Below are 21446 nucleotides of genomic sequence, written 5' to 3' on the forward strand. Positions count from 1 at the left end.
CCGAAGAACGGACTTCCCGCGACACGCCGGACGAGTTTTCCGCAAGTTCTCCACACCTTGTACACAACCTCTGACCAGCGGATTCACCAAAGGCGATCACGCTTGTCCCCAACTTGTCCACAGCTCTCGCGGCACCTGTGATTGGTTACCCCGGTTCATCCACAGGTTGTCCACAGAAGGGTCCCCAGCCTGAATTGCCATCGGCCTTCCGGGGGATCTAGCGTGCCCGCTCGAGCCTGTACTCACGGTGGCGCTCCGCGTGTCTGCGGCAGCCGGTCGGCGTTGTCGCCGATCATCGGGGGACGAGGTCCGGTGGACGACCGGTGGACCAAAGCATGGGCACCAGTCACGTGCTTCGAGAGCGAAGATCCGGCATAATCGAACGGGTGTTCGACACAATGAGGAGGTGTCCGGGGCGGTGGCGCTGACCGACGATCGCAGTCCGATGTACGCGGAGTCCGACCCGGGTCCCAGCGACCCCGGACCCGGTGGTGGTGGCGGTGGCTTCGACCGCCAGCCGCCGCAGGACATCGCGGCCGAGCAGTCCGTGCTCGGCGGCATGCTGCTGTCGAAGGACGCGGTCGCCGACGTCATCGAGGCGCTCGGTCCCGACGACTTCTACAAGCCGGCACACCAGGCGATCTACGACTGCATCCTCGACCTCTACGGCCGTGGCGAGCCCGCCGACCCGATCACGGTGTCGGCCGAGCTGGAGCGGCGCGGCGAGCTGGGCCGCGTCGGCGGCGCGCCCTACCTGCACACGCTGATCGCGACGGTGCCGACCGCGGCGAACGCCGGTTACTACGCGGAGATCGTCTCGGAGAAGGCGGTGCTGCGCCGGCTCGTCGAGGCGGGCACCCGGATCGTGCAGTACGGCTACGGCGCGGCCGCGGCCGACGGCGCGAACATCGACGAGGTGGTCGACCGCGCGCAGGCCGCGATCTACGACGTCACCGAGCGCCGGACCAGCGAGGACTACGTCGCGCTGGAAGAGCTGCTGCAGCCGACGATGGACGAAATCGACGCGATCGCTTCGCGCGGCGGGCAGTCGCAGGGAATCCCGACCGGGTTCACCGACTTCGACGAACTCACCAACGGGCTGCACCCGGGCCAGATGATCATCGTCGCGGCGCGTCCCGGTGTCGGCAAGTCGACACTGGGGCTGGACTTCGTCCGGTCGGCGTCCATCAAGCACGGGCTGACCAGCGTCATCTTCTCGCTGGAAATGAGCCGGACCGAGATCGTCATGCGCATGCTCTCGGCCGAGGCCAAGATCCGCCTCTCCGACATGCGCGGCGGCAAGATGTCCGACGACGACTGGACGCGGCTGGCCCGCCGGATGAGCGAGGTCTCCGAGGCGCCGCTGTTCGTCGACGACTCGCCGAACATGACGATGATGGAGATCCGCGCGAAGGCGCGCCGGTTGAAGCAGCGCAACGACCTGAAGCTCGTCGTCCTCGACTACCTCCAGCTGATGACGTCCGGCAAGCGCGTCGAGTCGCGGCAGCAGGAAGTCTCGGAGTTCTCCCGGCAGATGAAGCTGCTGGCGAAGGAGATCGAGGTCCCGGTGATCGCGATCAGCCAGCTGAACCGTGGTCCGGAACAGCGCACGGACAAGCGCCCGATGCTGTCCGACCTGCGTGAGTCCGGCTCACTGGAGCAGGACGCCGACCTCGTCATCCTGGTCAACCGCCCGGACGCCTGGGAGCGGGACGACCCGCGCGCGGGCGAGGCGGACCTGATCATCGCGAAGCACCGCGCCGGGCCGACGGCGACGATCACCGTCGCGCACCAGCTGCACTACAGCCGCTTCGTGGACCTCTCGCACGACCAGCTGCAGAACTAGCCGAGAGCGCTGTACCCGCGGACGAACGCCGTGAGGAGCCGGCCGAAGTTCTCGCGGTCCTCGTCCGGCCAGTCCTCCATGACCTCGGCGAAGACCCCGCGGCGGAAGGCGTGCATCTCGTCGAGGTGCGCCTGGCCGGTTCCGGTCGGCACGAGCACCGCACGCCGTCCGTCGCGCTGATCGGCTTCGCGGCGCAGCAGCCCCTGCTCGACCGCGCGTGCCACGAGCCGGCTGGCGCGTGGCTGGTCGACGCCCAGTGCCGCGCTCAAGGCCGTCACCGTGCTGGGTTCCCCGCGCTCGGCGAGCTCTTCGACGACGTCGAGCAGCTCGAACACCGGGTCGTGCGCGCCGCGGCCTCTCGCCTTGCCGATCCGGCTGAGGGCGCGCCGCTGCTGGCTGCGGCGGATCGCGATCATGGCGCGCTCGACGTCGGCCACGGCGTCCGGCATGGTTGCTCCACCTCCGAACTACATGTACTTTTACATGCAGTTGCTCATTGACATGTCGGAGTCCTCATGAAACCCCTCGGCTGGTGGCTTCGCCACCTCCACGAGCTCCTCGAATCCTCCATGGCCCAGGCCCTCGACGCGGAGTCGCTGACCCGCCGGCACTGGCAGGTACTCAACACGATCGCCCTCGGAGCCCGCACGCCGGAGCAGGTCGACACGGCGATGGCGCCGTTCGCCGCCGGCGAGGGTTCGATGGCGCCGAAAGTGGCCGACCTGCGCGCTCGCGGCTGGGTCGCCGGGGACGGCGTCCTGACCGCGGACGGCCGCGAAGCCCACGCCCGCGTCGAAACGCGCATCGAGGAGTTCCGCGCGAAGGCCGTCGAGGGGATCAGCGACGACGACTACCGCACCACGCTGCGGACCCTGGAACGGTGCGCCGCGAACCTCGAAGCTGCCTGAGGAATATCCCGGGGCACGCCGGCGTCGGATACTCTAGTAGTTGAACTTTCAAGCACTGGAGCGCTCGATGACCCGCACCCCGGTTCTCTACCTCAGCCACGGCGCCCCGCCGCTCGCCGACGACGCCACCTGGACCCGTCAGCTCGCCGACTGGTCCGCCGACCTGCCGAAGCCCCGCGCGATCCTGGTCGTGTCGGCTCACTGGGAAGAGGCGCCGCTGACCATCGGGGCGACGACGACGGTGCCGCTCGTGTACGACTTCTGGGGCTTCCCCGAGCGCTACTACCAGGTGCAGTACGCGGCTCCCGGCGCGCCGGAGCTGGCGGCGAAGGTCCGGAAGCTGCTCCGCTCCACCGAGACGCCGGTGCACGACGCCCCGGAGCGCGGCCTGGACCACGGCGCCTACGTGCCGCTGGTGGAGATGTTCCCGGCCGCCGACATCCCGGTGCTGCAGGTCTCGATGCCCTCGCTCGACCCGCAGGAGCTGTTCGACGTCGGCCGCAAGCTCGCGCCGTTGCGCGACGAAGGCGTGCTGATCATCGGCAGCGGCTTCTTCACCCACAACCTGAGCGGCATGGCCCGCGCCACCGACGGAACGCCGCCGTCGTGGTCGGCCGAGTTCGACCACTGGGGTGACGAGGTCCTGCGCAGCGGCGACGTCGACACGCTGCTCGACTTCCGGCACAAGGCGCCGGCGGCGACGCTCGCGCACCCGCGGATCGAGCACTTCGCGCCGCTGTTCGTCTCCCTCGGCGCCACCTCGGCCGAGAGCTCCGGCCGCACGGTGATCGACGGCTTCTGGCACGGCCTGGCGAAGCGGTCTCTCCAGTTCTCCTGAGCTGCCTCGAGACGCGAGCGAGCCCCAGGAGCCGGGTGGCTCCTGGGGCTCGTCGTCTCCAGGGAAGGAGCGCTATTCGGTGTTCGCGGGTGGCCCGCGTCCGCGGTCACGTCGCCGGAGCGCTCCGTGCGAGGTCGCCCTCGCGGCGCGGTGGAGCGCCGGCCGCCGTGACAGCGGGGATCGTGGGCCGGCGGGTCCCCGGTTCTGCGAGAACCCGCCGGCTTCACCGCACTACTACTTGCGCTTGACCAGGCCCATCAGCTTCGCGAGGAAGCCGGTGGAGTCCAGGCCCGACATCGCCGGAACCTGCGGGGTGCTGTCCAGCACCGGCAGCTTGGCGTTCACCGGCACGGCCGGGGCGGCCGGCAGGGCCGTCGGCAGCGTGGTCGGCAGGGCGACCGGCAGGGCCGGGGCCTCGAGGGGCAGGCCGGCGGCCGGCACGTCCGCACGCTCGGTGCCGTGGCCCCCGAGGGAGCCCAGCGACGACAGGCCGTTCACCGCGGGCAGGGCCGCGGGCAGCGCCGGCAGGGCCGGCTTCGGCAGCGCCGGAACGCCACCCAAGGCCGGCAGCGCCGGCGCGGCGACGGGCAGGCCGGCGGCCGGCACGTCCGCACGCTCGGTGCCGTGGCCCCCGAGGGAGCCCAGCGACGACAGGCCGTTCACCGGCAGCGCCGAAGCGGTGGGCAGCGCCGGAGCCGGCAGGTGCGCCAGACCGGAAACACCCGACAGCGGGCTGGTCACCGGCGGCACGTCGGCGCGCTCGGTGGCCAGCGGAGCCGCGACCGGCAGCGCGGGCAGGCCCTGGGTGGGCAGCCCGTCGGTCGGCACGTTGCTGGCGAGCCCGGTCACCATGGGCAGCCCCCGCATGGGCAGGCCCTGGGTGGGCAGCCCCTGGGTGGACAGGCTGCTCGTCTGCAGCAGACCGGTCAGCGAGTCCAGCGACGGCAGCCCGCCGGCCAGGCCGGCGACGGGCAGCTTGCCCATCAGCCCGTCCACCGACGGCACGCCGCCCGTGGTGGGCAGGCCGCTGCGGAGCGCGGCCAGCGACGGCAGCTCGTCGGCCGCCAGCTCCGAACCCTCGGCCGGGAACGCGATCGGGTCCGCGGCCTCCTCGTCGATGCTCGTCATGTCGGTCGCGTGGGCGGTGGCGGCCCCGAGCAGCTCCAGCGGCACGCCGAAGATCTGCACCGGGAGCACGAACGCGTGGTAGGCGTTGATGCCCGACAGTGCGGACTGGTCGCCCGCGGTGACGGCCTTGCCGCCGTTCTCCGTGGTCAGCGTGTTGTCGCCGACGGCGTTCGCCACGCCGCCCACGGTCACCGCGTCGCCGAACAGCTGCGCGATCGCGGTCACCGGCAGGTCGAGGATGTTGCCGGAGATCGCGCCTTCGACACCGGAGGTGGTGTCGTCGCCCGAGTTCTCGACCTCGGTCATGTTGACGCCGGTGCCCTTGGCGACACCCGCGACGCTGACGGCGTCACCGAAGACCTGCGCCACCGCCAGCGGGTCGACGCCGATGATGTTGCCGGCCACGCTGCCGCGGTCGCCACTGGTGGTGGCGTCGCCGCCCGCCTCCGACTCGACGTCGTTGGTGCCCTTGCCGGTGCCCAGCGCGGCCCCGGCGATCCCGTCGCCGAAGACCGAGCCGGCGCCCGCGATCGGGGCCTTCACGATGTTGCCGGTCAGCGCACCGTCGCGGCCGTCGGTCACGGCGTCGCCGCCCGCCGTCGCGTCGGTGATGTTGTCGTTCTCACCGGTGCCGATGCCGCCGAGGGCGCCACCGACGCCCATCGCCTGCACGGGCAGCGCGACCGGGGCTTCGATGATGTTGCCCGCGCCGGCACCCGCCGGGCCGTGGGCCTTGACGTCGCCGCCCGCGTTGGACGTCGTGTCGGTCGAGCCCTTGCCGTGGCCCTGGCCGATGAAGGCGCCACCGATGTTGGCGGCCTGCACCGGGGTCGACACCGGGACGGTGCCCAGGTTCGAGCTCAGGAAGCCGCCGTCGTCCACGGTGCTGCCACCGCCGCCGCCGGAGACGACCTTGGTCTCGTCGGCCGCGCCGGAGCCCTGGCCGATGAACGAGCCACCGATGCCGAAGACCTCGGCGGGCAGGCCCACCGGCACCTGGACGACGTTGCCCGAGCCGGACGAGTTGGCGCCCTGCGTGCCGTCGTACGCCCCGGCGGTGACCGTCTTGTCCTCGGTCGCCTTGCCGGAGGCGTTGCCGATGTGGCTGCCGCCGATGCCGAAGACCTCGGGCGCGCCCGCGGCCTGGGTGTTGACGATGTTGCCGCCGAGGACGGCGCCGTTGCCCTTGGTGTAGCTGCCGTTGCCGGCGTTGGCGTCGGTCGTGTTGTCGTGCGCGGCGTCGGCCTGGCCGATGTAGGTGCCACCGATGCCGAAGGCCTCGACCGGAAGCGCGACCGACGGGTTGAGGACGTTGCCCGACCCGCTCGAGTCGTCACCGGTGGTCTTGACGAAGCCACCCGAGTCGACAGTGCTGGAGGAACTGCCGGCGTTGGGGATGCCCGCCGAGGCGTTGCCGATCCACGAGCCCGCGACACCCGCGACGTTCGCGATCGGGGACAGCGAGGCGGCCCCGCCGTTGCCCGACAGGAACGAGTCGTCGCCGCTGGTCTCGAGGTAGGTCGGGATGCCGAGGCTGCCCTTGCGGGTGGCACCGGCGGTGGCGTCGGCGGAGGTGTTGCAGCCGTCGGAGTTCGACAGCGAGCCCCACACCGCACCGGAGTTGCAGTTGAACTTGACCGGCAGGGCGATCGGCGCGCCGACCACGTTGCCCGACCCGGAGGCCTGGTCGCCGGAGCTCAGCAGCGAGCCACCGGAGGTGGCGACCGTGTCGGCGGAGTAGCCGTGGCTCTGCCCGTTGCCGAGCAGGTAGGAAGCGGCGTTGCCGGTCACCTGCACCGGGGTGGCGAACTGGCCCGCCACCACGTTGCCGGAGAGCGCGGAGCCGTCGCCGTCGGTGTCGACGTCGCCGGTCTCGGTGGTGCTCTGGCTGGCCGACCCACCGGTCACGCGGCCGGTGCCGCCGGCGACCCCGCCGCCGTTGCCGGCGATCTGGACGGGGAGCGCCCAGTCGAGGACGACGGCGTTGCCCGCGAGGCTGGAGCCCTGGCCGGTCGTCTTGACGTCCTGGTCGTGGCTCCAGGTCTGCGAGTGGTTCCCGCCGGCGACGTTCGCGTCGCCGATCACGCCGATCGCGTTGTCGACGATCTGGATCGGGACGACGACGTCGCCCGTGACCTTGTTGCCCTTGAGGTTGTTGTGCCCCGGGGTGAAGGCGCCCGCGCCGTCGGCCTTGGTGGCACCGCCGAGGGTGCTCTGGCTGATCGGGCTCGCGTCGTCGAGCTGCTTCGCAGCCTCGTTCGCGGCCTTGGTGACCGGCTTGGTGCTCAGCTCCGTCTGCCCGGCGGGCAGGTCCAGCTGGCCGAACGGGGTGCCGACCGCGTTGTTGGCTTCCTGGATCGGAGCCGTGACGTTCAGGTCGAGCGGTGAGGCAGGGGTGTCAGGGCTGACGTTCTCGTCAGCCGAGGCGATGCCGGTGCCCAGCATCAGCAACCCACCCGTGACAAATGCGGTCTGGAGTCCGCGCTTTGCCCACGTCTGCATGGGGTTTTTCTCCTTTATTTCGGGTTCCCTTGCGGGCTTATGGCGGTGCGCTCGTCGAAAGGGGATGGTGTCGAGCGCACCGAGGGGGGAAGGGACTTCGTGCGGGCGCGAGAAAGCGCACCGCCGTGTCACGGGTATTGCGCGGACGCCAAGCCGTCAGAGAAGGACGGATGTGGACGCGTCAGCGACCCGTGAAGGGAGGTGTTCAGTCAGGAGTGACGCCGGGCTGCTCGCCCGGAGTGCGCATCGAGTGGCGCAGGCCGGCGCGGCTCATCGCCGCGACGGCGGTGTCGACGGCTTCGGTCGTCCAGAAGGGGACGCCGAAGTTGAACCCGTCGAGGTGTCCACCGGGGGCCGTGGTGCCACCCGGGGCGGTGGGGACAGCAGGCGCAACCGGAAGCTGCGCCGGGGACAGCGGCGACGGCAGATCACGGTGCCCGTCGCGGGCGTGACCCGCGGCACCGGTGACGTCGTCGTGCTGCCAACCCGCCGGCATCGCGAGCGCGGCTCGCAGAGCGGCGGGAAGTTCGACGGTCGAGACGGCGGGCGTACCCGCCGGCTGACCGGCGCCGGAGGTCACCGGCTCCTCCTCGACCGGGGCGAGGCCCGGGAGGACGGGAAGCGGGACCAGGTCGCCGTGGCCGGCCGGGTCGAGCAGCTGCCACACCTGGCGGCCGAAGTCCGTGGCCGGCGCCGGCGCCGGGGCGATGGTCTCCTCGATGACCTGGCGGGTGTCCTCCGGCTTGCGCGCGATGTGCTCGAGCGCGCCGGCGGTGCGGTGAGCCGGGCTCAGCACGGCGTCGTCGGCGAGGTCCGTGACCGAGTCGCTGACGCGCTCGGAGACCTCGTGCTGAAGGGTGCGGCCGCACGGACGCGGAGCCTGGGGCTCGCTCCACGTCGTCGCGTCCTGGTGGCAAGCCGCGCCGGCGATGTCACCCGCGAAGTGCGCCGCACCGTGGTTCGCGTCGCCGAGACTGCCGTCTGCGGCGTCGGCGACCGGGGCAACGGAGGCCGTGCCGACCTCGACGGTGTCCGCGGAAGCGCTGGCGCCGGAGACGAGCCATGCGGCGGTGGTGCCCACCACCGCACCGCCGAGCACGAGCAGCGCACGCGACACGAGACGGCCGACGCGGTTCGCGCCCTGCCCCTCGTTCGTCGCGGTGTTCGCCACTCGTCGTCTCCTCGTGCTTGGTTCGTGATCCGGCCGTTGCGGAAGCGACCTAATCAAATTGGCGCCGCGTCGCGCACCCTCGACACGACTTGATGCCCCCATCGTGTGAAAGACACACGGTGTAGCCCGATTTGACGGTCGGTGATCATGCCTGGCCGCCACGCGTGTCGGACGCGGCCGCGGGAAAGGGGCTGAATCGGGCGGTCCAGCCGCTACGGTGAGCCGGTGACCCACGCGCGACGCGAAGACCAGTTCCTGCCGGAGCACGAGGACGTCACCGGGCTGATTCCCCGGGGCCTACGCATAAGTGCCGCACTCGCGTGGCGGTTGATCGTAGTGGCCGCGGCGTTGTACGTCGTGGGCTGGGTGATCGGGCGCCTGTCCGTCGTCGTGATCCCGCTGGGCATCGCCCTGCTCCTCTCGGCGCTCCTCGCGCCGGCCGTGCAGAAGCTCGTGGCGGTCCGGTTCCCGCGGGGACTCGCGACGGCGATCGTGCTGATCGCCGGGCTCGCCGTGCTGGGCGGTCTGCTGACGTTCGTCGTCACGCAGTTCTCGAGTGGCCTGCCCCAGCTGCAGCGGCAGCTCAACGAGAGCCTCAACCAGATCAAGGAATGGCTGATCAACGGCCCGGTGCACCTGCGCCAGGAGCAGATCCAGGAGTTCATCAACCAGGTCTTCGGGTTCCTGCAGAACAACCAGAGCTGGCTCACCGACACGGCGCTGACGACGGCGGGCACGGTCGGCGAGATCGTCACCGGCTTCCTGCTCACGCTCTTCATCACCATCTTCTTCCTCAGCGGCGGCGAGGGCATCTGGACGTTCCTCGTCCGCGTCGCGCCCGGCCGGGTCCGCAACCGCGTCGACGTCGCCGGGCGCCGCGGGTTCGCGTCGCTGGTCAGCTACGTGCGGGCGACGGCGGCCGTGGCGGTCGTCGACGCCGTCGGCATCGGCGTCGGGCTGTGGATCGTGGGCGTGCCGCTGGTGATCCCGCTGGCCACGCTGGTGTTCCTCGGTGCGTTCATCCCGATCATCGGCGCGGTTCTCACCGGCGGGGTCGCGGTGCTGATCGCCCTCGTCACCAACGGCTTCATCGGCGCGGTGATCGTGCTGGCCATCGTGATCGGCGTGATGCAACTGGAGAGCCACGTGCTGCAGCCGCTGCTGCTCGGGCGCGCGGTGAAGCTGCACCCGCTCTCCGTCGTCCTCGCCATCACCGTCGGCCTCGTCGTGGGCGGGATCGCGGGTGCGCTGATGGCGGTCCCGATCCTCGCCGTGCTCAACGCCGGCGTCCGGTCCCTGCTGCACGAGGAGAACCCGGACCCGGCCGAGGTGAACGTCCTCAAGGACCAGGCCGCGCAGCCGAACGACGCCGAGCCCGGAACCCCGACCGCCACGGTGGCGACCCGTGGCGATGACGACGACAAGAAGTGACCGTCCGGCGCACGCCCGACCCGGTCACGCCCATGTGGCGGGGCGTGCTCGCCTTCCGCCTGCTCACCTGGGCGTTCGCCTGCGGCACGGTGATCGTCCAGAGCGGTGAGTACCGGCGCGAGTGGCTGGCGTGGACGATCCTCGGCGTGATGGCCGTGTGGTCGGTCGTGAGCAGCTTCCTCTACCTGCGCGAGCGGACCCGGCCGCCGGCACTCGTCGTCTTCGACCTCGTGTTCACCACCGGGCTGCTGCTGACCTCGCCGTGGGTGCTCAGCGACGCGCAGTTCGCGCTGAACGTCCCGCTCATCACCACGGTGTGGGCTGCCGTGCCACCGGTCGCCGCGGGCGCGCGGTTCGGTGCGGCCGGCGGGGTGACCGCCGGGTTGGTCGTCGGCGTGGCGACCGCACTGGCCCGGGAGAAGTTCGACCTCGACGTCGCCCGCGACGGCGTGCTGCTCGCCGCCGCCGGGCTGCTCGTCGGCATGGCCTCGACGATGGCCCGCCGGTCGGCGACGCGGCTGGAGCAGGCGCTGCGCAAGGAAGCGGCGACGGCCGAGCGGGAGCGGCTGGCGCGTTCGATCCACGACAGCGTGCTGCAGGTGCTCGCGCGGGTCCGCAAGCGTGGCAACGAGGTCGGCGGCGAAGCGGCGGAGCTGGCCCGGCTGGCCGGCGAGCAGGAGATCGCGCTGCGGTCGCTGGTGACGACCGAGCCGGCGAAGCCGAACGACAGCGGCAAGATGAGCCTGCGTGCCGCGCTGCAGCTGCTCGCGACGCCGTCGGTGCAGGTCTCGACCCCGGCGGACGACGTCGAGCTGCCGGCGCACGTCACCGGCGAACTGGTCGCCGTGACCCGCGAAGCCCTGTCGAACGTGGAGAAGCACGCGGGCCCGGACGCGCACGCCTGGGTGCTGCTGGAGGACCTCGGCGACGAGGTCGTGGTCAGCATCCGCGACGACGGACCGGGCATACCGGACGGCATTCTCGAGCAAGCGGCCGCGAACGGGCACCTCGGCGTGGTGGAATCCATCCGGGGGCGGGTCCGCGATCTCGGGGGGAGCGCGACCCTCGACACCGGGCCCGGCCGGGGCACGGAGTGGGAGGTCAGGGTGCCGAGCACGAGGGGTGCGAGATGAGCGACGAACCGCGGATCTCCGTGATGGTGGTCGACGACCACCCGATGTGGCGCGACGGGGTGGCCCGCGACCTCACCGAACACGGCTTCGACGTGCGGGCCACCGCACCGGACGCCGACGCGGCGGTGCGGATCGCGCGCACCGTGCAACCGGACGTCGTCCTCATGGACCTCAACCTCGGCACCACGTCCGGCGTGGACGCGACCCGCGAGATCACCGCGGCACTGCCGTCGACGAAGGTGCTGGTGCTCTCGGCGAGCGGCGAGCACAAGGACGTCCTGGAAGCGGTGAAGGCGGGCGCGTCCGGCTACCTGGTCAAGTCGGCGTCCGCGGTGGAGCTGGTCGACGCCGTCCACCGGACCGCGGCCGGCGACCCGGTGTTCACCGCGGGCCTGGCCGGCCTGGTGCTCGGCGAGTACCGGCGGATGGCCGACGCCTCCGCCGAGGACACCGCGGGCGCCGAGCCACCCCGGCTGACCGAGCGCGAAACCGACGTCCTGCGCCTGGTCGCCAAGGGGCTGACCGCGCGCCAGATCGCCGAGCGGCTCGTGCTGTCGCACCGGACGGTGGAGAACCACGTGCAGTCGACGCTGCGGAAGCTGCAGCTGCACAACCGCGTCGAGCTGGCCCGGTACGCGATCGAGCACGGCCTCGACGAGGAGTGACCCTTAGGGCAGGACCGCGAAGCCCGACCAGTTGCCCGCCGGCAAGGCGGTCTGGCTCAGGCGCCACTGCGGTTCGCCGGGATGCCAGGCGGCCAGGACGCGGTCGGCGAGCACGAGGTCGCCGGCCGCCGACCAGCCGAAGCCGCCGCCGCGGTTGAGGTGCTCGGTGACGAACGGCATCCCGGGGGAATGGTCCCAGGTCGGCCCGTCCGGGCGCAGCAGCCAGATGTCCCGGACCTGCGTGCTGGTGTTGCGGTAGGTGGGGTTCGCGAAGTCGACGGCCCAGATCGCTCCTTCGCGCGAGGGCACCACGGTGGGCGCCGGGCCGATCGAAGGCCGGCTGAGCTTCTGGCTGCTGTTGTCCCGCAGGTCGACCAGGGTCAGATCGGTCAGGCCGTCGAGCAGCAGCCAGTCACCGGCGGCGCCGAGGATCCGCGGCGCCTGCCGGACCGTGCGGGCGGTCGCCGGTTCGATCAAGGCGTCGGTCGACTCGGCGGCACCGGCGTTGATGGTGATCAGCAGGCCGTGTTTCGTCTCGGTCCGCACCTGCGTGCGGCAGCTGGCGGACTGGCCGCGGCCGAGCTCGCCTCCGGCGAACGAGACGTGCTGCAGACGGCAGTCGTCCGGCCCGTCCTGCCGGATCAGCCACACGCCTTCGCCGTCGGCGGCGGGGGCGGCCGACCAGGCCCGGCCGAGGGACCTCGGCGGGCTCGACGGCCCGGTGTACTCGAGGATTTCGGAGGGCTCGGCGTCCTGGGTGTACGGCGGCCGGACCGTCAGGACGACGTGCTTCCCGGCCCGCACGACGTCCAGCCGGACGTCACCGCCGGGGTAGCCGGGCGGAGTGGCCGCGGCGCCGCGGTCGGCGTCGAACAGGGTGGGGCCGGCGGTCGGCAGCAACGCGGTGACGCCGATTCCGCCGGTCGCCTGGATGCCGGAGAGTTCCGCCAGCGGAGCCGGCGGCGGAGGCGGCGCCGGGAGTTTGTTGGTGCACGCGGACAGCAGGACGGCGGCCGCGACGACGGCAGCGGCGCGGACTACGGGTCCGTTCAGGGTTTTCCCCCGATCTCCCTGGTGGAATCCAGTTCTACCATCGTGGACATGGGCGAGGAAGAGACCGCGGCGGCGGAACCGGTGACCGAAACCAAGCCGTTGAGCGAGCGCGATCTCCGGGTGTCGGACGACGAGCGCGAGCACGTCGTCGGCGTGCTGCAGAAGGCGATCGGCCGCGGCATGATCGACCTCGACGAATTCACCGAACGCACCGACCGCGCGCTCGCGTCGAGGACGCGCGGCGAGCTGAACACCGTGCTGGCCGACCTCGCCGGCCTCTACCACCCGGCCGCGGCGCTCGCCGCCGCCCCGGCGTACGCGGCTCCGGCGGGCTACGGCGGCTACCCGACCGGGCGGCGCGTCGAGCTGAACGCGAAGTACTCGTCGCTGCACCGCGGCGGGCCGTGGCTGGTGCCGTCCCAGCTGGTCGTGCGCAACAAGTACGGCTCGACGAAGCTGGACTTCACCGAGGCCCAGGTCCAGTCGCCGGTGGTGCACATCGAGCTGGACGCCAAGTGGGGCTCGGTCGAGATCATCATCCCGGAGCACGCGGCGGTGGACCTCAACGCGATCGGTGACGTCAAGTTCGGCTCGATGGAGGACAAGACGCACAGCAACGGGCGGATGGGCAACCCCCGCTACGTGCTGAGCGGCCGGGTCCACGGCGGTTCGCTGGTCGTCCGGCACCCGCGGCGCGGGCTTTTCGGCTAGCCGGGGCCCCTCTGCCCCCGGCGTCAAAGAAGGCCTCCCCACCCAGGCATCGGGTGGGGAGGCCTTCGCCGTCGTCAGGCGGTCCGCAGGTTCCGCGCCACGAACCAGACGAGGGCGGCAAAGGCGACGGCGGCGAGCCCGGCGACGACGTGCAGGCCGGCGGCGAAGCCGTGCGCGCGGACGACGGCGTTGCCCAGGGTCCCGACCGTCGCGATGCCGATGGCGTAGCCGAACTCGTTGACGGTCTGCGCGAGCGACGCGGCGGCGCCCGCCTTGCGCTCCGGAACCGAGCCGACGACGAGGTCCGTGCCGAGGGCAACCATCGGCCCGACGCCCAGCGAGGTCACGGCGAACCCGAGCGCGGGCCACCCCGGCCCGGCCGAGGGGTCGGCAAGGGCGAGGACAGCCATGCCGGCCGCGGCCAGGGCAACCCCACCGGCGATGAGGACGTGCTGCCGGATCCGGCGCGCGAGGTGCGGCGCGGCGAGGAAGCTGACGGTGGAGGCGGCCATCCCGGGCAGCAGCCCGAGCGCGGCCCCGACCGGCGAGAGGTGCTGCGCGACCTGCAGGAACTGCGCGGTGAAGAGCATGGTGGTACCGCCGAGCATGCTGAACAGGAGCATCCCGCCGAGCGTGGTGCGGAAGGCCTTCGCGGCGAAGAGGCTGAAGTCGACGAGCGGGTCTTTCAGGGCGCGTTGCCGCCGGCAGAAGACGTACCCGACACCCAGGCCGACGACGAGGGCGGCGGCCGGAACGGGGTGGAAGCCATCGCGGGCGAGTTCCTTGACGCCGTAGACGGCGGGCAGGATCGCGGCGAGTGAGAGGAAGACGCTGGGGAGGTCGACCCGGCCGGCCTGCTCGTCGCGGTATTCGGGCAGCAGCTTCGGGCCGATGACGAGGAGCAGGACCATGGCGGGGACACCCAGCAGGAAGACCGAACCCCACCAGAAGTGCTCGAGCAGCAGCCCGCCGACCATCGGCCCGATGATGGCGCCGACGGTGAAGCAGCCGGCCCAGATCCCGATGGCCTGCGCCCGCTGCTGCGGGTTCTTGAAGAGGGTCCCGATCAGGGAAAGGGTGGAAGGAGCGAGGGTGGCGCCCGAGATCCCGAGCACGGCCCGCGCGGCGATGAGCATCCCGGCAGTGGTGGCGAAGGCGGCGCCGACGGAGGCAAGCCCGAAGGCGGCGGCCCCGATGAGCAGTAGCTTCCGCCGCCCGACCCGGTCGCCGAGGGTCCCCATGGTGACCATGAACCCGGCGACCATGAAGCCGTAGGTGTCCATGATCCAGAGCTGCTGGGTCCCATCGGCGTGAAGCCCGGCGGCGATCTTCGGAAGGGCGAGGACGAGGACGAAGACATCGAGCGAAACGAGCAGGGTCGGCAGAGCCAGCACGGCCAGCCCGATCCACTCCCGACGCCCGGCCCTGACGGCTTGGGCCGCGCCGGCTCCGGCCTGGGCGGCTCCGGTCTCGCCGGCTCCGGCCGGGGCGGCGATGGTGGCGGTCATGGTGAGGTCCTCTCGACTCGGGGTGCTTCGCTTCTCACCTCTTCGTCGAGCGGGCTCGGGCGGGATCGACAACGGGCCGGATCTTTTGCGGAGAAGGCCCGCGCCCCAAGAGTGGCGGGGCGGGCGGGTTCGGGGCGGTCTTCGCGAGCTTGGGGCGGGTTGCCCACACCCCTCGATCAATGTGGACAACCACGCTGGTCCAGGTTCGCACAGGTCAGCACTGTCGGTGATGACCGATAGACTGAAAGTGGGGGGCGCCCCTGCGGCCGGTGGATGATTCGCGCTGAAGCGAAATGAGCGAACAGGCGCGAGTGGCAGGCCGGGCGAAGGGCGGGCCGAGGACGGGCCAGCCGGCCGCGCACGGAGCAGACCGGGCGGCAGGCCAAGCGGATCAGCGGCAGGCCAAGCGGACCGCCCCGGCCAACGCCCGCCTCCGGCACCTCATGCGTCTCCTGCGACCTGGCCGCGGATGCGAGCGGCCAGGTCACCGCCGGGCGTCAGGGCCTCAGGCGCGCGCCGCCGCTCGGGCGGATGCTGGGTCCGTCGTTGCCAGGGTTGCCTCCGCCAACGCCTCGCACTCGGCGAGCGTGGCCGCCGCCAGGCTGGCTCCCACCGCGCGGATTGCCGGGGCGTTCATCGACAAACTCGTCAGGCCCAAGCCCGCCAGGACCAGGGCCAGCCTCGGGTCGGCCGCCGCTTCGCCGCAGACGCCTGCCGGTTTGCCTGTTGCCTTGGCTGCGTCGCCGATCAGCTTCAGCAGGCGCAACAGCCCTGGCTGCCAGGGGTCGTTCAGCTTGGCCACCGCGCCGAGCTGCCGGTCCGCCGCGAACGTGTACTGGGCCAGGTCGTTCGTGCCCACCGAGACGAAGTCCACCGCTTCGAGGATTTCGCGGGCGCTCAGCGCCGCCGCCGGGATCTCGATCATCACGCCGGCGCGCGCGATGCCCACCGCGCGTACCCGTGATGCGAACCAGGCTGCTTCCTCGACCGTGGCGACCATCGGGGCCATCACCGAGACCTCGGCGCCCGAGTCCTCCGCCGCCCCCGCGATGGCCTCGAGCTGGCGGTCCAGCACCTCGGGGCGGTCGAACGCCACGCGCAGGCCCCGCACGCCCAGTGCCGGGTTCGGCTCGGCTTCCGGGGACAGGAACGCCAGGGGCTTGTCGGCGCCCGCGTCGAGGGTCCGCACGATCACCGGCTTGCCGCGGAACGGCGAAAGCACCGCCGTGTACGCCGCGCGCTGGTCGGCTACCGACGGCTCGTCCGACGCGTCCAGGTAACAGAACTCGGTGCGGAACAGGCCGACTCCCTCGGCGCCCGCGTCGGCCGCGGCCTGGGCGTCGGCCGGGGAGCCGACGTTGCCGTAGACCTTCACGCGGTGGCCGTCGGCCGTCGATCCCGTGCCGTTCCACTCGGCGAGCTGGGCCACCGTTGCCGTGACGACCGGGGCCGACGGGTCCGCGACCTCGACCGTGCCCGTGTCGCCGTCGACCGCAAGCGCTTGCGCGTCCAGGGCCAGTAGGCCGCGCACCGCCACGACGGCCGGGATGCCCAGTGCCCGCGCCAGAATCGCGGTGTGGCTGGTGGGGCCGCCTTCTTCGGTGACCAGGGCGAGGACCTTCGCCGGGTCGAGGCCGGCCGTGTCGGCCGGGGCGAGGTCGCGGGCGACGAGCACGCTCGGCGACGCCAGCTCGGGCACTCCCGGCGGCGCGATGCCGAGCAGCTCCGCGATCAGCCGGTCACGCACGTCGCGGACATCGCGGACGCGCTCGGCCATGTACCCGCCGGCCGCGGCCAGCGCTTCGGCGAACCCTTCCGCGGCCTGGTAGACGGCGCGCGCGGCGGGCAGTCCCTGCGTCTTGACCAGCGTCTCGGCCTGGGACGCGAGTGCCGGATCGGCCGCCATCGCCGCGGTGGTGATGAGGATCGTCGCCGCCTCGCCGGTGGCGGTCTCGGCCTGCTTCTCCAGCCGGCCGGCGACGATCGCGGCCGCGGGGACGATCCGGGCGGCCTCGGCGGCCGGATCGGCCGGGGCCGGGGTGGCGGCGGGCTCGCCGAGCGGCTCCGCGACCCGGACGACCGGACCACTGGCGCGGCCGGGGCTGACGGCGACCCCGGACAAGGACCCCGCGGCGGCGACCGGCTCGGCCGCATTCTTCACCGCGGAGGCGGCATCGAATCCAGGCGACGCACTCGTTCCCGCGGAGGCGGCATCAGGCTCGGACGCGGCGGCAGCAAACTCAGGCATGGTCTAGACCATAACTCAGGTAGGTCTGGATATCTCGTGGTGGCGGGCACAAACCGCGTTGCCGTACCTGCTCGAGCACCGGCCGGACCTCCTCGTGCCACCAGGAGTCGGCCAATTCGTCGCGGCTGCGCACGGGCCGTCCGGCCAGCATACGGCGGAAACCCCAGGCCTCGGCCGAGTCGGCGAGCCGGAACCAGTCGGCCGGGTCGTCGAGCCACAACCCGAAGCGGACATCGTCAGGCAGCGGGACGCGCTCGAGGAACATCCGCTCGGCGGTCTTCGAGGGCAGGTCGGCGAGCGTCAGGCAGCGCAGCGCGCAGGCGACCGTGCTGATCCAGCGGACCCGCGCGCGGATGCTCGTGGCGCCGCGGGCCCGGGCGATGGCGACGCGGTGGTGGCCGTCGTCGACGAAGAACATGTCGGAGAGGCGCACCAGCCGCACCGGCGGGAGGTCGGCGGTCGTCCGCGTCAGCCGTTCCCAGCGGTCGCGCAGCGCGCGGTTGCGCGGCCGGAACTCGCGGTCGAAGTCGCCGGCGCGGGCGACCGTGCCGACGACGCCCTCCAGCGGGACGTCGTAGACGCCTTCGTCGACCTCGGTCTGCTTGCCGAGCGCCTTGAGGGTTTCGTCGAGCGGCATGATCGCGAGCCGGTCGGGACGGCGTGCGTCCGCGATCGCCCGCAGCTGAGCCGCATAGCCGCGCCACCAGGCCGAGCCGAACGAGTCGCTCATGTGACCTGCAACACGGGCACCCGGATGATCATTCCCCCAGGTCGGCGGCGGTCGGGTAGGACGGCTGCGCGCCGGCCCGCGTGACGCTGAAGGCCGCGACGCGCACCGCGCGCCTCGCCGCGGAGACGAGGTCCACGCCGTCGGCGAGCGACGCGGCGAGCGCGCCCGCGAAGGCGTCCCCGGCGCCGGTGGTGTCGACGGCCTCGACTTCCGGCGACGCGACCTCGGTGGTCCCGTCGTCCTCGACGACGACCGCGCCGGCCGCCCCCAGCGTGACGACGGCGGCCCGCGGCCCGAGTTCGAGCAGCTTCCGGAAGTCGGCGCCGGGCCCGGTCAGCCAGGCGGCTTCGTGTTCGTTGACCAGCAGGACGTCGAGCTTGGCGAGCGTCTCGGGCGAAAGCTCGGCCGCCGGCGACAGGTTCAGCAGGACTTTGACGCCCTTTTCGGCGGCCCGCGCGACGGCGTGCTCGACGGTCGGCAGCGGCACCTCGAGCGAGGCGACCATGACCTCGACCCCGTCGAAGACGGCGTCGACGTCACCGGGCTCCAGGCTGGAGTTGGCGCCGGGGGAGACGAGGATCGCGTTTTCGCCGTCCGGGGTGACGGTGATGTAAGCGATGCCGGTCGGCCGTTCGCTGGTCCGGACGAGCCCGGTGTCGACGCCCGCGGCACGCAGCGAGTCGAGCAGCAGCCGGCCGTAGGGATCGTCGCCGACGGCGCCGAGCAGGGCGACGTCCGCGCCGAGCCGGCCCGCCGCGACCGCCGTGTTGGCCCCCTTGCCGCCCGGCGAGAGGACGGTGTCCCCGCCCAGCACGGTCTCCCCACCCGCGGGCCGCCGGTCCACGGCGACGACGAGGTCGGCGTTGGCGGATCCCACAACGAGTACGTCGGAGTTCATACCGCACTGTCCCACGAAAGCCGTCCGACCAGGTCGGGAAGGGTATGCAAGAGGAAAGTGAAGGTTTTTGTAACTTATCCAGCGTTGAGTGCGACAATCATGCGAGCAGCGGATACCCGTCACTCGATCGGGGGATGTCCGTCCCCCGGCCGTCACTTCACGGACCGGTCCCGCTCTCCAGGTGCGTCATCACGCGAGACGTGGTGACGGTGCTCAACCGGCGCGAGCCGGACGGGGCATCAGGTCGCCGGCGCCGATCACGTAGCCCCCCGAGTGATCGGCGTCGGCGGCGCCCAGCCCTGCCGACTCACGCGGTTGCCAGCCGCAGCACGTTCTTGGCCGCGCCCGGGGAGACCTTCGCCGTCAACGGCCGATCCTCGCCGCGGCGGAGGATCGCGTGAACAGAGACGTAGTGGCGCGTGGCCTGCTTCGCCGAGGGCACGGCGGTCAGCCGGGCGAGGTCGGCGCGCCGCACCCTGACCGGGTCACCTTCCTTGGGCCGCCAGGTGATCGCGTCACTGGTCAGCGCGAATTCGCCGAAGTCACCCCGGTAGCGCGTCAGGTAGAGCAGTACCCAGATCGCCAGGGCGACCGGCAGCGGGATGCCCGGCGGGATGTCGTAGAAGGCCGGCGCCACGAAGTCGGCGATGACGGCCGGCCAAGCCGCCCACAGGACGAACAACCGGCCGGCGGAAGCCTGCTCGGCACGGACGAGCGTGCGCGCCTGGTCCGCGCTCCAGCGCCTGACCATCAGCTTCACCGGGTTCGGCACGCCGAAGCCGCCGCGCCGGACGTTCTTGGACGTCCAGCGAACGAGCCCGGGGCGGTACCGTTCGATCGCCGCCGACGCCTTTTCGGCCTCTTCCCGGACCATCGCCGACGACAGGATGAAGCCGTCTTCGGACTTGTTCCGGCAGTCGGGGTTCAGGTTCCGGATCGCCTCCTCGTCCACCAGCGAAACGGCGAGCGCGACCCGGCCGTCGGACTGTCCTCCGCGGAAGTCGAAGCGGCGGACGTCCGCCCAGGGCAGGACGAGCGTCGTCTTGTCTTCGAGCGGCTGCCGGAACCCGTCGGGGCCGAATTCGACCGTCGCCGTCACCAACGAGCCGTTGCGGCGCATGTACCACCGCATGATCGGCCCGCTGCAGAAGCACAGCATCGCCAGCACGCCGAGCGCGGGCGCCACCAGGCGCGCGACCGGGTCGTGGCTGCGCGCCCACACCAGCAGTCCGGCCGCGACGGCGGGCGCGAGGCCGAGGAACGCCAGGCACCCGGCGGTCGTCCGCAGCACGGACGGGTGATGGTGGATCGGCAGCCGGACCCGCACCACGGCCGTTTCCGGCCCGCCGGGAGTTGTCGACGCCACGGCGGCTAGATCGAGCCGGAGATGCGTCGGCCGCCCTGCTGCTGGAAGACGGCCTCGGGCTTCTTCTCGTTGTAGTGGTTCTCGCGGTACTCCTTGTCGGCTTCGTCGTAGCCGCCCGCGGCTTTCTTGCCCGCTTCCTTCCCGGCTTCTTCACCGAGTGCCTTGGGTAGCTCCTGGATGCCGTTCTTGAAGATGCCCGGCGCCGCGCGAGCCGCGTCCTGCAGCGCCGCGAGCAGCTTCTGGCCAACGGTGCGGAACAACCCGCTCAGGTGGTTGAACTGGCTGATGCCCTTCCGGAAGGCCCGCACGAGCTTCTGCAGCCATTCCGACATCCGCCGGCCGCACTTGACGATCTCGGCCGTGCCTTCGCCGGCCACGCCGGCTGGCGCGGCGGGGCCCGGGTATCGCAGCAGGATGCTGATCAGCTTGCCGATGCATTCCGTGAGCAGGTCCCGCAGCACGCTGCGCACGACGTTCAGGATGCTCTTGCAGACGTCGATCAGCACGGAGATGGCCTTCGCGCCGCCCGCGACCCCGGAGTACATGTCACCGAGCTCGGCGGTGAAGGCGCGATAAGCGTCCGCACCCTGGCCCTGCCACTCCGCGCTGTCCGCCTTGACCGTGTCCAGGAGATCCTTGGCGACGGCGTCGATCTCGTCGCTGATGCCGCTCCACGTCTCCTGCATGACGTCGAGCTGTTCTTGGTTCCCGGTCACCCAGTCGAGCGGAGCACGCAAGACCTCGACGTGCTCGATCAGCCACCCGAGCCCCATGCTCGCCAAACCGGCGATCGGATCCTGGACGAACTCCATGACGCCGGCGGCGCCGAAGCCGAGGTTCAGCAGGCCTTCGGTCCAGTCGTCGTCAGCCGCTTTCGCCGCCGCGTCCCAGAAGTCCTGCGCCATCCCGGCACCTTCGAGCGCCGAGGACCCTTCGTCGACCTTCTTCTTGGCTTCCGTCACCAACGCGTTCTCAGTCAAGGTGGATACCTTCCAAGCTCGCCTTGACGTCCTGCTCGCGCCAGTCGACGTGCTGGGACCAGGTGCGCACGCGGTCGATCTGCTCCTGGGCCACGTTCTTCGCGTGGCCGATGGAGTCGCTTCCCAAGGTCTGGGCGACGCCGCACAGCGCGCCGAGACCGCAGGCCTGGCCGATGAGGCCGAACGCCATCGGGTCGACGACCTGGGCCGCCGCGTCCAGCGTCTTCGCGAACCGGTCGACGAACGGTTCGAGCTTCTTCGCGTGGGACAGCAACTCCTCCGGCTTGATCCGGATGTCCGCCTGCGGGTCGTTCACGGTCTCCCCTCCCT

The 21446-nt window shown here is 71.7% G+C and carries 18 protein-coding genes; 7 read left to right on the forward strand and 11 right to left on the reverse strand.

Features of this window, described 5'->3' with window-relative positions; translation table 11 throughout:
* Window positions 1-418 precede the first annotated feature (418 nt).
* The gene (dnaB, locus tag ACLJQF_RS14270) at window positions 419-1846 is read left to right on the forward strand and encodes a replicative DNA helicase (RefSeq protein WP_410609037.1); all 1428 of its coding nucleotides are present in this window, start codon (window positions 419-421) and stop codon (window positions 1844-1846) included.
* Here the strand turns inward: dnaB and ACLJQF_RS14275 are convergent.
* Complete coding sequence (locus tag ACLJQF_RS14275; protein WP_410608928.1) at window positions 1843-2295, reverse strand: MarR family winged helix-turn-helix transcriptional regulator; 453 nt, start codon at window positions 2293-2295, stop codon at window positions 1843-1845. The genes dnaB and ACLJQF_RS14275 overlap by 4 nt on opposite strands.
* Before the next feature lie 66 nt (window positions 2296-2361).
* Here ACLJQF_RS14275 and ACLJQF_RS14280 point away from each other — a divergent pair, with 66 nt between their 5' ends.
* Window positions 2362-2754 carry a helix-turn-helix domain-containing protein gene (locus ACLJQF_RS14280; protein ID WP_410608930.1) on the forward strand — a complete coding sequence of 131 codons (393 nt, stop codon included), beginning with the start codon at window positions 2362-2364 and terminating at the stop codon, window positions 2752-2754.
* A 67-nt stretch (window positions 2755-2821) separates the two neighbouring features.
* Complete coding sequence (locus ACLJQF_RS14285; protein WP_410608932.1) at window positions 2822-3592, forward strand: dioxygenase; 771 nt, start codon at window positions 2822-2824, stop codon at window positions 3590-3592.
* Window positions 3593-3826: 234 nt separating this feature from the next.
* Here ACLJQF_RS14285 and ACLJQF_RS14290 read toward each other — a convergent pair whose 3' ends face one another.
* Both ACLJQF_RS14290 and ACLJQF_RS14295 read right to left on the reverse strand, forming a co-directional pair.
* Entirely contained in the window at window positions 3827-7222 is a 3396-nt protein-coding gene (locus tag ACLJQF_RS14290) for a beta strand repeat-containing protein (RefSeq protein ID WP_410608933.1), read from the reverse strand.
* Between the two features lie 205 nt (window positions 7223-7427).
* Window positions 7428-8393 (reverse strand): hypothetical protein, encoded by a 966-nt coding sequence (locus tag ACLJQF_RS14295; RefSeq protein ID WP_410608935.1) that lies wholly within the window; start codon window positions 8391-8393, stop codon window positions 7428-7430.
* Between the two features lie 225 nt (window positions 8394-8618).
* Between ACLJQF_RS14295 and ACLJQF_RS14300 the strand changes: the two genes are divergently transcribed.
* Genes ACLJQF_RS14300 through ACLJQF_RS14310 form a run of 3 tightly spaced genes read left to right on the forward strand, consistent with a single transcriptional unit; the run spans window position 8619 to window position 11622 of the window.
* Complete coding sequence (locus tag ACLJQF_RS14300) at window positions 8619-9824, forward strand: AI-2E family transporter (RefSeq protein ID WP_410608937.1); 1206 nt, start codon at window positions 8619-8621, stop codon at window positions 9822-9824.
* Window positions 9821-10957: a MacS family sensor histidine kinase gene (macS, locus tag ACLJQF_RS14305; RefSeq protein ID WP_410608939.1), complete on the forward strand. Its 1137-nt coding sequence runs from the start codon at window positions 9821-9823 to the stop codon at window positions 10955-10957. Before ACLJQF_RS14300 ends, macS begins: the two co-directional genes overlap by 4 nt.
* Entirely contained in the window at window positions 10954-11622 is a 669-nt protein-coding gene (locus ACLJQF_RS14310; protein WP_410608941.1) for a response regulator, read from the forward strand. Before macS ends, ACLJQF_RS14310 begins: the two co-directional genes overlap by 4 nt.
* 3 nt (window positions 11623-11625) lie before the next feature.
* Here ACLJQF_RS14310 and ACLJQF_RS14315 read toward each other — a convergent pair whose 3' ends face one another.
* Window positions 11626-12522: a hypothetical protein gene (locus tag ACLJQF_RS14315; protein WP_410608943.1), complete on the reverse strand. Its 897-nt coding sequence runs from the start codon at window positions 12520-12522 to the stop codon at window positions 11626-11628.
* A gap of 201 nt (window positions 12523-12723) precedes the next feature.
* On the opposite strand from ACLJQF_RS14315, the gene ACLJQF_RS14320 reads away from it, so the two are divergent.
* A complete protein-coding gene (locus ACLJQF_RS14320; protein ID WP_410608944.1) occupies window positions 12724-13386 on the forward strand; it encodes a DUF1707 domain-containing protein in 663 nt (220 codons plus the stop codon).
* 74 nt (window positions 13387-13460) lie between these two features.
* Here the strand turns inward: ACLJQF_RS14320 and ACLJQF_RS14325 are convergent, their stop codons facing one another.
* The 7 genes from ACLJQF_RS14325 to ACLJQF_RS14355 all read right to left on the reverse strand — a co-directional run bounded on the left by ACLJQF_RS14325 (window position 13461) and on the right by ACLJQF_RS14355 (window position 21432).
* On the reverse strand, window positions 13461-14894 hold the full coding sequence (locus tag ACLJQF_RS14325) for an MFS transporter (protein WP_410608946.1): 1434 nt from the start codon (window positions 14892-14894) through the stop codon (window positions 13461-13463).
* Between the two features lie 505 nt (window positions 14895-15399).
* Window positions 15400-17142, reverse strand: coding sequence for a phosphoenolpyruvate--protein phosphotransferase (ptsP, locus tag ACLJQF_RS14330; protein ID WP_410608948.1), 1743 nt, complete (start codon window positions 17140-17142; stop codon window positions 15400-15402).
* Window positions 17135-17872, reverse strand: a complete 738-nt coding sequence (locus ACLJQF_RS14335; protein ID WP_410608950.1) for a hypothetical protein — start codon at window positions 17870-17872, stop codon at window positions 17135-17137. The genes ptsP and ACLJQF_RS14335 overlap by 8 nt, the downstream gene beginning before the upstream one ends.
* A 28-nt stretch (window positions 17873-17900) precedes the next feature.
* A complete protein-coding gene (locus tag ACLJQF_RS14340) occupies window positions 17901-18770 on the reverse strand; it encodes a ribokinase (protein ID WP_410608952.1) in 870 nt (289 codons plus the stop codon).
* A 307-nt stretch (window positions 18771-19077) separates the two neighbouring features.
* Window positions 19078-20136: a hypothetical protein gene (locus ACLJQF_RS14345; protein WP_410608954.1), complete on the reverse strand. Its 1059-nt coding sequence runs from the start codon at window positions 20134-20136 to the stop codon at window positions 19078-19080.
* Window positions 20137-20141: 5 nt separating this feature from the next.
* Entirely contained in the window at window positions 20142-21116 is a 975-nt protein-coding gene (locus ACLJQF_RS14350) for a WXG100 family type VII secretion target (protein WP_410608956.1), read from the reverse strand.
* On the reverse strand, window positions 21109-21432 hold the full coding sequence (locus tag ACLJQF_RS14355) for a hypothetical protein (RefSeq protein ID WP_410608958.1): 324 nt from the start codon (window positions 21430-21432) through the stop codon (window positions 21109-21111). Before ACLJQF_RS14355 ends, ACLJQF_RS14350 begins: the two co-directional genes overlap by 8 nt.
* Window positions 21433-21446 lie beyond the last annotated feature (14 nt).

The organism is Amycolatopsis sp. lyj-109 (genome assembly GCF_046548995.1).
GTDB lineage: Bacteria > Actinomycetota > Actinomycetes > Mycobacteriales > Pseudonocardiaceae > Amycolatopsis.

Excerpts from the sequence above, each read along its gene's own strand:
- ACLJQF_RS14275 (WP_410608928.1), bottom strand. The coding sequence starts at position 2,295 with ATGCCGGACGCCGTGGCCGACGTCGAGCGCGCCATGATCGCGATCCGC.
- ACLJQF_RS14325 (WP_410608946.1), bottom strand. The coding sequence starts at position 14,894 with ATGACCGCCACCATCGCCGCCCCGGCCGGAGCCGGCGAGACCGGAGCC.
- ptsP (WP_410608948.1), bottom strand. The coding sequence starts at position 17,142 with ATGCCTGAGTTTGCTGCCGCCGCGTCCGAGCCTGATGCCGCCTCCGCG.
- ACLJQF_RS14310 (WP_410608941.1), top strand. The coding sequence starts at position 10,954 with ATGAGCGACGAACCGCGGATCTCCGTGATGGTGGTCGACGACCACCCG.
- ACLJQF_RS14280 (WP_410608930.1), top strand. The coding sequence starts at position 2,362 with ATGAAACCCCTCGGCTGGTGGCTTCGCCACCTCCACGAGCTCCTCGAA.
- ACLJQF_RS14320 (WP_410608944.1), top strand. The coding sequence starts at position 12,724 with ATGGGCGAGGAAGAGACCGCGGCGGCGGAACCGGTGACCGAAACCAAG.
- ACLJQF_RS14285 (WP_410608932.1), top strand. The coding sequence starts at position 2,822 with ATGACCCGCACCCCGGTTCTCTACCTCAGCCACGGCGCCCCGCCGCTC.
- ACLJQF_RS14340 (WP_410608952.1), bottom strand. The coding sequence starts at position 18,770 with ATGAACTCCGACGTACTCGTTGTGGGATCCGCCAACGCCGACCTCGTC.
- ACLJQF_RS14290 (WP_410608933.1), bottom strand. The coding sequence starts at position 7,222 with ATGCAGACGTGGGCAAAGCGCGGACTCCAGACCGCATTTGTCACGGGT.
- ACLJQF_RS14335 (WP_410608950.1), bottom strand. The coding sequence starts at position 17,872 with ATGAGCGACTCGTTCGGCTCGGCCTGGTGGCGCGGCTATGCGGCTCAG.